The following is a 13,513-nucleotide window of genomic DNA, read 5'->3' as shown; positions in this document are numbered from 1 at the left end:
ATGCAAAGAATATTATAATTAGTGGTAATATGATAAGAGATAAATAGGTAAAAAAGACATTCTTTCGCTCTCTTAACACGAAGTCTCTCATTGCTTTTTCCTCTAATTGAAGTTTTTCAACTTTCCTCTCACGATGGTACGTAACATAACAAACAACAAAGGCTATTATAAAGGAAATCAGGATGCCTATCATTAAAAATTGATATCTTCCCAGAATGGTTAAATAGTATTTGGAATTAACTTTTCCAATTATGACATAAATAATCATGACCATGCTACTGCCAGCAGTTTCCAAAAAAGAAGTCTTCTTTCTTACTATGTATAAACTAGAATCTTTTTTATCAAAATAAACTGGATTTTTATCAATTGTTCCTATAGGAACCATATTTTTTAAATATTTTTTCATATATCATTTTCCTTAGGGGAATATTTTTTGTCTAACATATGAACCACTTTAAATCTCTGTATTGGTTTCGTGTTTAATAACAATAGGGGGAACATAAAAAATAAAATGGCTAAAAACAAAAAATTAGAAGTCAATAAATAAACTATAGAAAAAAGCACTGGAAGAAGGAATGCCAATAATATAATTAGATGGCTCTTAACTATATTTTTCTTCTCATTTTTAAGAAAAGTTATCATATCAACGTTTGAAAGCACAAAAGGACTAATAATTAATTCTTCATTCAAAGCTGGTCTGTAGAGGAGTTTTGAGACAATGATCATTAGAAAAAAACCAAAAATCAAGGGCCAAAAACCACTGAATACCTGAGCTTTTGTTACTTCTCTTACAAGAACATAAAGAATAAGTGCTACTCCTGTCGAGAAAGCGACAGGAGACACTTTAAACTTCGTTTTAGAATGACCTAAGAACATCTTGCCTGTTTTCTTATCAAAAAAAACTGTTTCCCCTTCAAAATTACCAATTCCTACAAATTCAACGTCCTTTAACTTTATAATTTGATTTTTGTCCAAGAGAATCTCCTATTTTTCTTATCCGAGGCATACTCAAACATAGCTTCCGCATCATCCAAAGTTGCAGGTCTAAGCAATAAACGCTCAGTCTCGACTATGGGATACTGAGCTAGTTTTAAAAAGATTGATTCCATACTTCTCCTCCATTTAAAAATATTTTCTACCAGTCTAGCATAAAAAAGAAGTTACAACAAGTTTTCCTTGCTTTTTAAAGCGGTTTCATATAGAATAAATTCATCACCTTATTTTATAGATAATTGTGATAAATCATTTACAACCCGTCAATAGAAAGGGAGTTTTTCTCTATGTTAATTGGAATTCCAAAAGAAATTAAGAATAATGAAAACCGTGTCGCCCTCACACCTGCTGGTGTCCACAGCTTAGTCGGTCGTGGTCATCGCGTCCTTATCGAAACAAATGCTGGTCTCGGTTCTGGCTTTACTGATGATGACTATCAAAAGCAAGGAGCTGAGATTGTCGCTACTGCTGGTGAAGCCTGGGCTGCAGAGTTGGTCGTGAAAGTAAAAGAACCATTAGCTTCTGAATATGGTTACTTACGTGACGACTTGCTTCTCTTCACCTACTTGCATATGGCTGCTGCTCCTGAATTAGCCGAAGCCATGTTAGCAGCCAAAACAACAAGTATCGCTTATGAGACTGTCCGTGATGATCAGGGGCAGTTACCACTCCTCATTCCTATGAGTGAGGTTGCAGGCCGTATGGCAGTTCAAATCGAAGCTCACTTCTTGACCAAACAAGCTGGTGGATCTGGTGTCCTACTTGGTGGTGTACCAGGCGTTCCAAAAGGAAAAGTCACTATCATCGGTGGTGGTGTCGTAGGAACTCATGCTGCCCGCATCGCACTTGGACTTGGTGCCCAAGTGACCATCCTTGATATCAGTGCTAAACGTCTCTCTGAATTAGAGGAAGTTTTTGGTCATCAAATTCAAACCCTCATGTCCAATTCATTTAACATCGAAGCCAGTGTGAGAGATGCGGATGTTGTTATTGGGGCGGTTCTCATCCCCGGTGCCAAAGCACCAAAATTGGTGACAGATAAGATGGTCAAGCAAATGCGTCCAGGTTCTGTCATTGTGGACGTTGCCGTTGACCAAGGTGGTGTTATCGAAACAGCTGACCGTGTGACAACGCACGATGAACCTGTCTATGAAAAACATGGTGTACTTCACTACGCCGTTGCTAACATCCCTGGTGCTGTTGCCCGTACTTCTACCATTGCCCTTACAAATGTCACTATTCCTTATATCGAAGCTTTGACAGAAAAAGGATTCGCACAAGCAATTTCTGAAGATGAGGGCTTGCGCCAAGGTGTTACCACTTATCAAGGTTACTTAACCAGTCTTCCAGTAGCCCAAGGTCTCGATAAAAAACATAGTCCAATTGACGAACTAGTATAAACAATCTAATTATCAGATAAAAGAAAGAGCAATTCCACCTGAACTGCTCTTTTTTGCTATTCTGTTTCTTCTTCACTTTTTTCCATTTTGACCGGTGCTGGTTCATAAGCTCGGATAATCTGAGCAACAACTGGATGGCGAACCACATCCTTGGCTGAAAAATGAACAAAGTCAATTTGATGGATGTTCTTGAGTTTTTCTTGAGCATCAATCAAACCAGACTTGACGTTACGTGGAAGATCAATCTGACTGATATCTCCATTGACAATCATCTTAGAATTAAAACCTAAACGAGTCAAAAACATCTTCATCTGCATGATAGTCGTATTTTGCGCCTCATCTAAAATAACAAAAGCATCATCCAAGGTTCGTCCACGCATGTAGGCAAGGGGCGCAATTTCGATAATTTCACGCTCCATGAGACGAGTCGTTTGGTCTTTCCCTAGAATCTGATATAAGGCATCATAAACTGGACGGAGATAAGGATCCACCTTTTCTTTTAGGTCTCCTGGAAGAAAACCTAGACTTTCACCTGCTTCTACTGCTGGTCGAGTCAAGATAATGCGCTTGACCTGACCACGCTTGAGGGCAGTTACGGCCAAAGTAACTGCAAGAAAGGTCTTCCCGGTCCCTGCTGGCCCAATTCCAAAGGTCACATCATGCTGTTTGACACTGTCCACATAAAGTTTTTGACCCAAGGTTTTGACACGGATAGGCTTCCCAGTATTATCCTTGATGATTTCTTCTTCGTAAAGGGCGACAAACTTGTCGATTTCATCGTTTTTGACCATGCTAATTGCAGTCACCACATCTGGTGTCCCAACCGTCATCCCACGATTCACCAAAACCATCAAGGCTTGGATAACCTGACGGGCTTCCTCACATGCAGCTTCTTCTCCCAAAACTTGGACAATCTCCGTACGAGCATGAATCACAACATCAAGCTCTTCTTCCATCAAACGAAGATGGCGTTCATTGGAACCAAAAAGATGAAACAGGTCATCTGGATGACTCAGTTGAATGTCTATTGAATGTTCCTTCAAATAAAGAACCTCTCTAATCCTTTTATTTCTTTTTATTATAGCAAAGGGGTGGAGAAATTACTAGCCCAAACCCAATGAATCATGCTAGTGTTCTAAGTATTCTTGCCAGATGGCGTCAAAGTCTCCTAGGTTAAAAGAGAAACTGGCATGTTCCTCCAAAAAGCGACTCACCTCATCAAAATCATCTGTATGTTTTGGGAAGGCTGACTCTTCAAAAGCGAGGTCTGCCAAGATAGCTTTGGGACTATTACTTTTAGGATTGCGCTCGGTCATGAGCCAAGTGTAAAATGATTTTCTCATAAATCTCCCTAAATCAACTCTGTCCCAAACTGGTCTTGCTTGATTTTACCAGCCTTCATAAGACCACCTAAAGCTTTCTTGAACTGACCTTTAGAAATGCCAAAGGTTGCCTTGATGTCGTCTGGAGATGACTTATCATTTAAGGTCATGAAACCGCCATTGCTTTCCAAGTAGGTCAAAATCATCTGAGCATCATTTTCCAACATTTCAAATGAACGAGGTTTGAGAGAGAGGTTCAGAGTGCGGTCCACTTCACGGAAACCAATGACACGCGCATCTAATACTTGACCCAAACGTGGCTCTGCATAGCGCTCGCTAGGATGGATAAAGCCAAGCATGTTATTTTCTGGCAGATAGACAAAGGTCCCTGACAGCTTGAGGCGGTAAACAATGGCTGGCCAGTTTTGGTTCTGCATGTTGTTGTAGGCAGGACGAGCCAGACGTTGGAAGTCTTCTTGATAAGCCAAGAGTCCCCAGATACGGTCTTTCTTGTCCACTTCAAGACGGATATAGAGTTGGTCGCCCTTCTTAGGCCAGAGTTCCTTGAGCTCAGGGAGAATATCGAGTGACACAACGATTTCCTTGTCAGGAAGGCCTGTATCCACAAAGACACCCAAGTCTTTACGAACTTCCGTTACAGTTCCCCAACCAAATTGGTCCTGAGTTGCAGTCACTTCTAGAGTGGTCAAGCGGAGTTTTTGCTTCATATCCGTGTAGGCAAAACCTTTAACCGTATCCCCAACTGTATGTTGACCTTCTTCCTTGGCAAGAGCATAGGTCTGGCCATCCTTTTGCACAAAGTAAAAACGGTCGTTTTCATCGATGATCAGTCCAACGATAAAACTTGCAAGATTTGTATTCATATTTCCTTCTTTCGAATAAAACTCAGCCAGCAATGCCAACTGAGTTTTTCTGTTTATTTTTTAGACTTCCAAAAGTTCTTTCTCTTTGTTGGCAGTCATGTCGTCGATGTGTTTAACAGCATCGTCTGTTACTTTTTGAATGTCTTTTTCAAGAGTCTTCAATTCGTCTTCAGTGATTTCTTTTGCTTTTTCTTGTTTCTTAGCTTCGTCCATAGCATCGCGACGGATATTGCGGACAGCCACTTTAGCATTTTCGCCGACCTTCTTCACTTCTTTAGCAAGGTCACGACGAGTTTCTTCTGTAAGAGCAGGGATAACCAAACGAATAACAGAACCGTCGTTAGCTGGTGTGATACCAAGATCAGAGGCATTCAAGGCACGTTCGATGTCTTTCAATGAAGACTTGTCAAATGGTGTCACCAACAAAACACGCGCTTCTGGAATCGTAATTGAAGCGATTTGGTTAAGAGGAGTTTCTACTCCGTAGTATTCTACATGTACACGGTCAAGCAAGCTTGCATTGGCACGACCGGCACGGATACCACCAAATTCACGAGCAAGTGATTGGTGAGACTGGGTCATTCTCTCTTTAGCTTTTTCAATAATTGCGTTAGCCATAATCTTTCTTATTCCTTTTCTTCGATATTATTTGAAACTGTTGTTCCAATATTTTCACCAAATACGACACGTTTGATGTTGCCTGGTTGGTTCATGTTGAAGACAACCAAGTCAATGTCGTTATCCATTGAGAGGGTTGAAGCTGTTGAGTCCATGATACGAAGACCTTTGTTAATAACATCACGGTGAGTCAATTCTTCAAATTTAACAGCTGTCTTGTCCTTCTTAGGATCGGCATTGTAAACACCATCTACGCCATTTTTAGCCATAAGGATAGCATCCGCTTCGATTTCAGCCGCACGAAGGGCCGCGGTCGTATCTGTTGAGAAGTAAGGTGAACCAATTCCGGCACCAAAGATAACGATACGGCCTTTTTCAAGGTGACGAAGGGCACGTCCACGTACATAAGGCTCTGCCACTTGTTGCATAGCAATAGCTGTTTGCACACGTGTATCAACCCCAACTTGTTGCAATGAATCTGCCATCACAAGAGCATTCATAACAGTCCCAAGCATTCCTGTGTAATCTGCCTGAACGCGGTCCATACCTGCTTCTGCTGCAGGTTCTCCACGCCAAAGATTTCCTCCACCAATAACAAGGGCAATTTCGATACCTAAGCTATGAACTTCTTGAATCTCTTTTGCGATTGTTTGAACTGTTTGGATATCAATCCCTACGCCACGTTCTCCGGCAAGGGCTTCACCTGATAACTTGATTAAAATACGTTTATACTTGGGATTCGCCATTTTCACTCTCCTTCTTTTATCCTACCTATTTTATCACAATTTCTAAGATTTTTATAGTATCATAAGCAATTCTTTCAAAAAAATTAGACAGTCAAAAATTCCGCTAAGTCGCTAAGAGCACGCTCTGCAATTTTTTCATAACGAGCCTTCTTGTCACGGATACGCTCGCCTTCCAACTCCTTGATGATCCCAAAATTGACATTCATTGGTTGGAAATGTTTGCTGTCCGCATGGGTGATGTAATGAGCTAAGCTTCCAATCGCTGTTGTCTCTGGGAAGATTGCTTCACTTTCTCCCTTGAAGAGACGAGCCGCGTTAATTCCCGCAACCAAGCCTGACGCTGCGGACTCAACATAGCCTTCCACACCCGTCATCTGACCAGCAAAGAAGAGATTTGGTTGTTTCTTAGAACGATAGGTTTGCTCAAGAAGATTTGGTGAATCCATATAAGAATTTCGGTGCATGACACCATAACGAACAAACTCCGCATTTTCAAGACCTGGAATCATTTGGAAGACACGCTTTTGTTCTCCCCATTTGAGGTGGGTCTGGAAACCGACGATATTGTAGAGGCTACCAGCCGCATTGTCCTGACGGAGCTGAACCACCGCATAAGGTGTTTTAAATTCGCCATCACGAGGTCCTGTGTAGTCATCTGGATACTCCAAACCGACTGGTTTCATAGGGCCATAAAGCATGGTTTTAATGCCACGTTTGGCCATGACTTCGATAGGCATACAACCTTCAAAGTACTTTTCTTTTTCAAAGGAATTGAGCGGTGCTTCTTCTGCATTGACCAAGGCTTCATGGAAATCCATAAACTCTTGTTTAGTCATAGGGGCATTGAGGTAGGCTGCCTCTCCCTTGTCATAACGAGACTTGAGATAGACCTTGCTCATATCGATGGTGTTGACATCGATAATAGGTGCTGCCGCGTCGTAGAAATAGAAGCCATCGCCGTCATTAATGGCATGAATCTTCTCAGCCAGGGCATCGCTAGTCAAGGGACCAGTAGCGACAACTGTAATAATATCAGTTGGTAATTCTGTAATTTCATCACGAACCACTTCAATCAAGGGGTGATTGGCAACTTTTTCAGTCACCATTTGGGAGAAACCATCACGGTCCACCGCAAGGGCACCACCAGCAGGAACACGTGTAGCTTCTGCTGATTCCAAGATAACAGAACCTAAGCGACGCATTTCTTCCTTGAGAAGCCCAACAGCATTTGTCAAAGCATCTCCACGCAAGGAATTGGAACAAACTAACTCTGCAAAATTGTCTGTTTTGTGCTGGGGTGTTGACTTGACACCACGCATTTCATAAAGTTTAACTGGAATACCACGCTCTGCGATTTGGTAGGCTGCCTCAGAACCTGCCAAACCAGCACCGATAACATTGATATAAGATTGAGACACGACACTAATACCTCTTTGGGTGGAAACTAAGTCCAAATAAAAACAAGCTACTAGACTATTTGACACCCACAAATCTTTCTAAATTCATACTTGGTCCATTATACCAAAAAACTAAGTAAAAAGACAGACAGGAGAATTCCTGAATGTCTTTCAAAAATTATTCTTTATTGAAACTGAATATCTTCCAACCCAGTTTTCTTTCATATTTTATACTAAAACGTACTTCAGTATTCTTAGGTAATTTTTCAATTTCAACTATTTGAGCAAGTACGTATTGAAAATCAGAATCAGTCCAATTGTCAATATCCTCATCAGTTAATTGAAGGTTTTGTTTTCGTACCTCTTTTATATCAATGTCTATGTCAATACCAAAGGTAGAACGATTGTCAGCAACCCTTTTCAAAAGTAGATCACGATTACGAACAAGCGTCTCTTCATCAAGATTGTTGACTCTACTTGGGTCTAGGTCCTCAATTAAGGGAGTAAGTTCTTCTACATCTGTCTTCAGAATTGCCTCCCTCTTTTCTTGTTCTTCAAGACGAGTTTTAGGGTTGCCACTATATTCTTCTTTTGGAACTAAAGAGTAATAGGATTTAAAAGATTCCAATTCAATTGAATTTTTAATATAAAGCTTCTTAAGCTGATTATCTTTTAAATATGTAGAAGTCAAACTATCACTTTGAAGTATCTTATTATAAGCTTCCTCAAGTCGGTCATAGTTATCATCTTCAGCAACATACTCCATTTCTAAACGATAGACTGTTTTTTGGGAAAAACCAAAGAAAATTTTCTTTTCAACTTCTTTAAGTCGCGGATTGTATCTAAGGACTGGAGTCTTCTCAACATAATCTTTTTCAAAATCCACATAGACATCTACAAATTTTTTATTTCCTTTAATGTAAAATGGAAATCCGTAGTATCCAAAGGTATCAGCAGTCGAGTATCCTTCTGCTTCTAACCCTGCAGCTTCTACTACGGAACGAATGTTTGAAATAGATGTTTTAGCTAAATCACGATCGACTCTGTTGTTACATGCTGACAAAATAAATAAGGTGAGAATAGGCAACAGTAGGCCAATTACTTTCTTCATCGCTTTGCTTTTCATTTCTCCTCCAAATAAGCAATCTTAGCAAAATGTTTATGATTGTTATTTCTATTTCGGGAAGAAGGCAAACTTCCCTGTTTAGTCATTTTCTTGGTTTTCTTCCCAGTCGTGATAGGCAGCGTAGAGTTGACTTTTATTCCACTGGTAAATCTTAGCGACTTCCTTGATAGCTTGATTTTTCTTCATACCATGTTGGATGCGGGCTTGGATTTCTGAAAACAAGTCCTCCTCGTCCTTTTCTTCCATATCCTGACTGGCACCTTCAACGATGAGAAGGCATTCTCCCTTAAGTGGCGTTTCGGAGATGCTTTCCAGCAATTCAGAGATCTTTCCTCTTTGGTATTCTTCATAAATTTTAGTCAATTCCCTAACCAAAACGACCGAGCGGTCGCCATAAACTGCTAACATATTTTCCAAAGTATCTGCCACACGATGGGGAGATTCATAGAAAATCTGAGTTTCAGGATAATCTTTTTTTGAGTCGAAAAATTGCTTTTGCTGGCCTGATTTTCTCGGTAAAAAGCCGTAAAAGATATGTGGTTGTGGCGCTAGACCGCTAGCAATCAAGGCAGAAATCCCTGCAGAGGCTCCTGGAACTGTGACAACTGCAATCTCTTCCTCAATAGCTGCCTTAACCAAATCATGACCAGGGTCTGAGATGCTAGGCAGACCCGCGTCGGATACCTGAGCAATACTTTGCCCTGCTTTCAGGAAACCAATCAAATCAGGAATCTTTTCCTTGGCATTGTGCTCATGAAAACTGATTTGCTTGGTAGAAATGTCAAAATGCTTGAGCAATAGACCTGTATTGCGTGTGTCCTCAGCAGCAATCCAGTCCACTTCTTTCAAGGTCTGGATTGCTCGAAAGGTTATATCGTCTAGATTGCCAATCGGCGTTGCCACTAGGTACAGCTTGCCATAGGGAGACTGCCCCTTAAAACTTTTTTGAATCTGCATGCTTACTCCCTGTATAACAACTCATCACAGAACATACATTCTTCGTCCTGTTCTCGACGTTGTCCATAAAAATCATTACAAACGTGAAATCCATCACGGTAAATGCGACGGACACTTTCACGAACATGCTTAGCCTTGACAGGAGCGTCTGCTTCCACCTCACCCAAGCGTTCTCGCAACTTACTATTTTCCAAGCGAAGAGCTGTATTTTCTTCTACCAAGCTCTTGAGATTTTTCTTGATGGCTTCCACATCGGCCAAGGTTACCAATAACTGTTGGGAAAAATCGTCCAGCGCGTCAAATAATTCTTTTTTGTCCATAAAACAGCCCTTTCCTTTCTTTATCATTCATTTTTGAGTTTATATTTCTTTCAAGACCAGATATTCCATAGCATTTTGAAAGCTGACATTAGCCTGCCACATTTTTCTAGCTTCTAGCAAATCTTGTAGAATCACTCTTACTCTTGCTTGTAAGATATCTTGTCCACAGAGGACTTCAAAAATCCGTAAAACCTGATCTTGTTTTTCCTTATCATCTGCCAAGCTAGCTAGTTTGGCAACTTGCAAATAACTTTCTTTTTTCTTAGCCACTAACCAAGTTAGCAGGCGTTCACTTTCATCGACCAAGGTCCAAAAATTTGCCTGATGTGCCAACTTTTCTGCTTCAGCTCGTGATTGACTAAACTGAGCTAAAAGGATCGCCTTTTTCTTAACCAGTCCCATTTGTTCTAAGAGCAAAATGAGCTTTTCTTCTTGTTTTTTAAAGTGAAAAATTTGCGTCCGACTGCGGATTGTTGGTAAGATCTTTTCCTCATCGCTGGTCAAGAAGAAGATATAAACCTCACTCTGGGGTTCTTCGATGACCTTGAGCAGAGAATTGGCTGCATTAGGATGCATTTTCTCAGCTTGCTCAATGATAAAGACCTGTTGCTGACTTTCAATCCCTGCTTGGGAAAACTGACCCACCAATTCCCGAATGCGTTCTGTCTTGATGACCTGATTGACTGGTTTAATCAAAGTGACATCGGGAAATTCTCCCAGTTCAATCAGCTTACAATTTCGGCATTTCTCACATGGTAAAACACCTACTTTATCTGTACAAAAAAGGCTCTTAGCCAAAAACTGCGCCATTTCCAAGCTTCCAAAGAAACCTGAAAAGAGGTAGGCATGATTGAGCTGGTCTTGTTCTAGGATACGGACAAAGTGGTCAAACTGATCTGGCTGCCAGGCCTTTAGTTGATCTTGTTTCATTTAGCTAATCCCATTCTATCAAACAAGACAGCCTTTGTGGTTTCCACAACCTCCTCCAATGGAAGACTCGCATCAATCTTGACAATGCGATTTCCTTCTTTTTCCAGGAGAGAAAGATAGCCTTTACGGACTTTTTTATGCAAGTCCAAACCTTCCAAGTCCAAACGATTGACCTCACGATTGCTATTAGCAGCAATGCGAGCCAGTCCTTCTTCCACCTCGATATCAAAATAGAGTGTCAAATCGGGTTTAAGGCCATCTGTCGCAAACTGATTGAGCCAATCAATGGCGTCAATATCTAAGCCACGACCAAATCCCTGATAGGCAACGGAACTATCGATGAAGCGGTCCATAATGACCAACTTACCAGCTTCAAGGGCAGGGAGAACTTTTTCCACCAAGTGCTGTCTGCGACTGGCGATATAGAGTAAAAGCTCTGTTTTAGCATCCATCTGAGTATGACTTGGATCCAAAATCACTTCCCGAATCTTCTCCCCAATCAAGACTCCGCCAGGTTCACGGGTCGTCAGCACCTCTACCCCTTTTTCCTCTAAAATTGGTAGCAGAGCCTCTAAAACACTGGTCTTTCCTGCTCCCTCTGGTCCCTCAAGAGAGACTAAAAATCCTTTTGACATGTCTAACTCATTTCTTTTTTACTACTTCTATTCTATCAAAAAAATGTGGGTTTGTGACAATCTTTTTGTCTTCTCATTTCAACCACCATAAAAGAGGCAGATAAAACTACCTCTTATTTACCTAATTCTTGTGTTCGTTTGTAGGCTTGACCAACTGCATCCATGACCGTTCCTCGAAAAGCATGCGCTTCTAAGCTCGCTACACCAGCGATAGTGGAACCTCCTGGGCTACAAACTTGGTCTTTCAAGACCCCAGGATGCTCTTGGCTTTCTAGGACCAATTGCCCAGCTCCTACCACAGTTTGAGCCGCCATTTTCAATGCCGTTTCTCGTGGCAATCCCGTCTGAACACCTGCATCTGCCAAGGCTTCGATAAAGAGATAGACAAAAGCCGGTCCACAGCCTGCAAGACCTGTCGCTGCGTCGATTAAGCCTTCTCCTAGTTCAACCAAGAGACCAGCCTTAGTTAAAAGCTGACAAAATAGCTCACTGTCCTCAGCCCTGCAATTAGAAGACAAGGCATAACTAATCACTCCTTGTCCGATAGAAGCAGGGGTATTTGGCATCATACGAATAATTCGGTGTTGACTTGGAAGAAGACTAGCCAGTTTTTCCAAGGTCAATCCAGCTGCCATGGAAATCAAAAGAAGACTTTCTCTTTTTTCAAGGATGGTCTGGTATTGAGAAAGCAGTTCAGAAAACTGAGCAGGCTTAACTCCTAGAAAAATCACATCTGCTTCTGCAAAGATTTCTTCATTGCTGGAAGCCTGACCACCAAAGTCTGCAATGAAAGCATCTACCTTGGCTTGACTACGATTGGCAAGAAGAATGTCATCACACGTCTTAGCCTGCAAAACAGCCTTGGCCAAGCTAGCACCCATATTCCCCAAACCGATAAATCCAATCTTCATCTCTTACTCCCTTATCTGTCCGTCACCAGTAACCACATACTTGTAGCTAGTCAACTCCTTCAAGCCCATTGGACCACGCGCGTGCAATTTCTGAGTAGAAATCCCCATTTCACAACCAAGACCAAATTGGCCACCATCTGTGAAACGAGTTGAGGCATTGACATAAACCGCTGCAGAGTCCACTTGATCTGTAAAGTAAGCTGCAGCTTCAGCATTTTCAGTCACAATGGCATCCGAATGATGAGTACTGTGTGTTTCAATATGCTCGATTGCTTCCTCAAGACTTGAAACTACTTTAACAGCTAGGACATAGTCTAAAAACTCGGTGTCAAAGTCTTGTGCTTCAGCTGCGTGACCTGAAACAAACTGACTTGCTTTTTCATCCAAGCGGAATTGAATCGGTTCCAGCCCAGCTTCTTTCCGACTTGTAACCAGAACTTGCTCCAAGCGAGGAAGGAAGCTTGCTGCTTTGCCTTCATGAACCAGCAGAACCTCCATGGCATTGCAGACAGAAGGACGACTGGTTTTGGCATTGTTGATGATAGACAGAGCTTTGTCTTCATCTGCATCCTTATCCACATAGACATGGACAATCCCAGTTCCTGTCTCGATAACAGGTACGATAGCATTTTCAACCACGGCATTAATCAAGCCAGCCCCTCCACGAGGAATGAGAAGGTCTAGATAGCCCTTGGCCTTCATCATAGCATAGCTGCTTTCACGGCTGGTATCTTCCACCAGTTGAATCACATCTGGGTGAATAGTGGTCGTCTCCAAGCCCTTCTTGATGGCTGTGACAATAGCATGGGCTGTTTGATAGGCATCCTTCCCACTACGAAGAACAACCGCATTCCCACTCTTGAGAGCCAAAGCAGCCGCGTCAGACGTCACATTTGGACGGCTTTCATAGATAATACCAATAACCCCCATAGCCACACGTTTCTTTGTGATAACCAAACCATTTTCAAGCTGATTGGTTTCTAAGACTTCACCGATTGGATCTGGTAAAGCAACCACTTCACGAATCCCAGTTGCCATCGCTTCTATACGACTTGCATCCAAATAAAGACGATCCAGCATCACATCTGAGATTTTACCCTTAGCAGCTTCCATATCAAGGGCATTGGCTGCTAAAATTTCCTCTGTAGCAGCCACTAAGTGATCAACCATGGCTAGCAAGGCTTGGTTTTTCACCTCTTCACTAGCTGTGTTGATTGATTTTTTAACAGCCTGTACCTGTTCAAATTGTTCTTGTGTACTTACCATAGTTTACC

At 41.7% G+C, this 13,513-nt stretch carries 16 protein-coding genes and 1 pseudogene; 1 reads left to right on the top strand and 16 read right to left on the bottom strand.

Annotated features, from left to right (window positions below; genetic code table 11):
* The 3 genes and pseudogenes from F9B91_RS04905 to F9B91_RS04895 all read right to left on the bottom strand — a co-directional run.
* The coding region (locus F9B91_RS04905) for a hypothetical protein (protein ID WP_150922650.1) at positions 1-406 on the bottom strand (406 nt) is incomplete at its 3' end.
* Complete coding sequence (locus F9B91_RS04900) at positions 403-975, bottom strand: hypothetical protein (RefSeq protein WP_150922649.1); 573 nt, start codon at positions 973-975, stop codon at positions 403-405. The genes F9B91_RS04905 and F9B91_RS04900, both read right to left, overlap by 4 nt.
* Positions 972-1,109 (bottom strand): annotated as a pseudogene (locus F9B91_RS04895) (GNAT family N-acetyltransferase); the annotation flags it as partial. The gene F9B91_RS04900 and the pseudogene F9B91_RS04895, both read right to left, overlap by 4 nt.
* Before the next feature lie 171 nt (positions 1,110-1,280).
* Here F9B91_RS04895 and ald point away from each other — a divergent pair.
* On the top strand, positions 1,281-2,393 hold the full coding sequence (gene ald, locus F9B91_RS04890) for an alanine dehydrogenase (protein ID WP_084926426.1): 1,113 nt from the start codon (positions 1,281-1,283) through the stop codon (positions 2,391-2,393).
* A 56-nt stretch (positions 2,394-2,449) separates the two neighbouring features.
* On the opposite strand, the gene F9B91_RS04885 is transcribed toward ald, so the two are convergent.
* The 13 genes from F9B91_RS04885 to F9B91_RS04820 all read right to left on the bottom strand — a co-directional run bounded on the left by F9B91_RS04885 (position 2,450) and on the right by F9B91_RS04820 (position 13,505).
* Positions 2,450-3,436 carry a PhoH family protein gene (locus F9B91_RS04885; protein ID WP_084926427.1) on the bottom strand — a complete coding sequence of 329 codons (987 nt, stop codon included), beginning with the start codon at positions 3,434-3,436 and terminating at the stop codon, positions 2,450-2,452.
* A gap of 84 nt (positions 3,437-3,520) precedes the next feature.
* On the bottom strand, positions 3,521-3,736 hold the full coding sequence (locus F9B91_RS04880; protein ID WP_001232084.1) for a YozE family protein: 216 nt from the start codon (positions 3,734-3,736) through the stop codon (positions 3,521-3,523).
* An 8-nt stretch (positions 3,737-3,744) separates the two neighbouring features.
* The gene (cvfB, locus tag F9B91_RS04875; RefSeq protein ID WP_001095459.1) at positions 3,745-4,599 is read right to left on the bottom strand and encodes an RNA-binding virulence regulatory protein CvfB; all 855 of its coding nucleotides are present in this window, start codon (positions 4,597-4,599) and stop codon (positions 3,745-3,747) included.
* 60 nt (positions 4,600-4,659) lie between these two features.
* The gene (gene frr / locus F9B91_RS04870) at positions 4,660-5,217 is read right to left on the bottom strand and encodes a ribosome recycling factor (protein WP_001262225.1); all 558 of its coding nucleotides are present in this window, start codon (positions 5,215-5,217) and stop codon (positions 4,660-4,662) included.
* Positions 5,218-5,225: 8 nt separating this feature from the next.
* Positions 5,226-5,963 (bottom strand): UMP kinase, encoded by a 738-nt coding sequence (gene pyrH, locus F9B91_RS04865; RefSeq protein ID WP_000002996.1) that lies wholly within the window; start codon positions 5,961-5,963, stop codon positions 5,226-5,228.
* A gap of 83 nt (positions 5,964-6,046) precedes the next feature.
* The gene (gene trmFO, locus F9B91_RS04860; RefSeq protein ID WP_150922648.1) at positions 6,047-7,381 is read right to left on the bottom strand and encodes a methylenetetrahydrofolate--tRNA-(uracil(54)-C(5))-methyltransferase (FADH(2)-oxidizing) TrmFO; all 1,335 of its coding nucleotides are present in this window, start codon (positions 7,379-7,381) and stop codon (positions 6,047-6,049) included.
* Positions 7,382-7,538: 157 nt separating this feature from the next.
* Complete coding sequence (locus F9B91_RS04855) at positions 7,539-8,486, bottom strand: hypothetical protein (RefSeq protein WP_084888319.1); 948 nt, start codon at positions 8,484-8,486, stop codon at positions 7,539-7,541.
* A 78-nt stretch (positions 8,487-8,564) separates the two neighbouring features.
* Positions 8,565-9,443: a 16S rRNA (cytidine(1402)-2'-O)-methyltransferase gene (gene rsmI / locus F9B91_RS04845; protein WP_150922647.1), complete on the bottom strand. Its 879-nt coding sequence runs from the start codon at positions 9,441-9,443 to the stop codon at positions 8,565-8,567.
* A 2-nt stretch (positions 9,444-9,445) separates the two neighbouring features.
* Positions 9,446-9,763 (bottom strand): DNA replication initiation control protein YabA, encoded by a 318-nt coding sequence (yabA, locus tag F9B91_RS04840; protein WP_000358228.1) that lies wholly within the window; start codon positions 9,761-9,763, stop codon positions 9,446-9,448.
* Between the two features lie 39 nt (positions 9,764-9,802).
* Positions 9,803-10,693, bottom strand: a complete 891-nt coding sequence (locus tag F9B91_RS04835; protein ID WP_150922646.1) for a DNA polymerase III subunit delta' — start codon at positions 10,691-10,693, stop codon at positions 9,803-9,805.
* Positions 10,690-11,328 carry a dTMP kinase gene (tmk, locus tag F9B91_RS04830; protein WP_084888325.1) on the bottom strand — a complete coding sequence of 213 codons (639 nt, stop codon included), beginning with the start codon at positions 11,326-11,328 and terminating at the stop codon, positions 10,690-10,692. Before tmk ends, F9B91_RS04835 begins: the two co-directional genes overlap by 4 nt.
* A gap of 113 nt (positions 11,329-11,441) precedes the next feature.
* Entirely contained in the window at positions 11,442-12,239 is a 798-nt protein-coding gene (gene proC / locus F9B91_RS04825; RefSeq protein WP_084888327.1) for a pyrroline-5-carboxylate reductase, read from the bottom strand.
* A gap of 3 nt (positions 12,240-12,242) precedes the next feature.
* Positions 12,243-13,505, bottom strand: a complete 1,263-nt coding sequence (locus F9B91_RS04820) for a glutamate-5-semialdehyde dehydrogenase (RefSeq protein WP_150922645.1) — start codon at positions 13,503-13,505, stop codon at positions 12,243-12,245.
* Positions 13,506-13,513 lie beyond the last annotated feature (8 nt).

It is taken from the genome of Streptococcus mitis (assembly GCF_008763935.1).
Taxonomy (GTDB): Bacteria; Bacillota; Bacilli; order Lactobacillales; family Streptococcaceae; genus Streptococcus; species Streptococcus mitis_DB.
The sequence above is the reverse complement of the archived record's forward strand: the minus strand, read 5'-3'. Positions and strand labels throughout refer to the sequence as shown.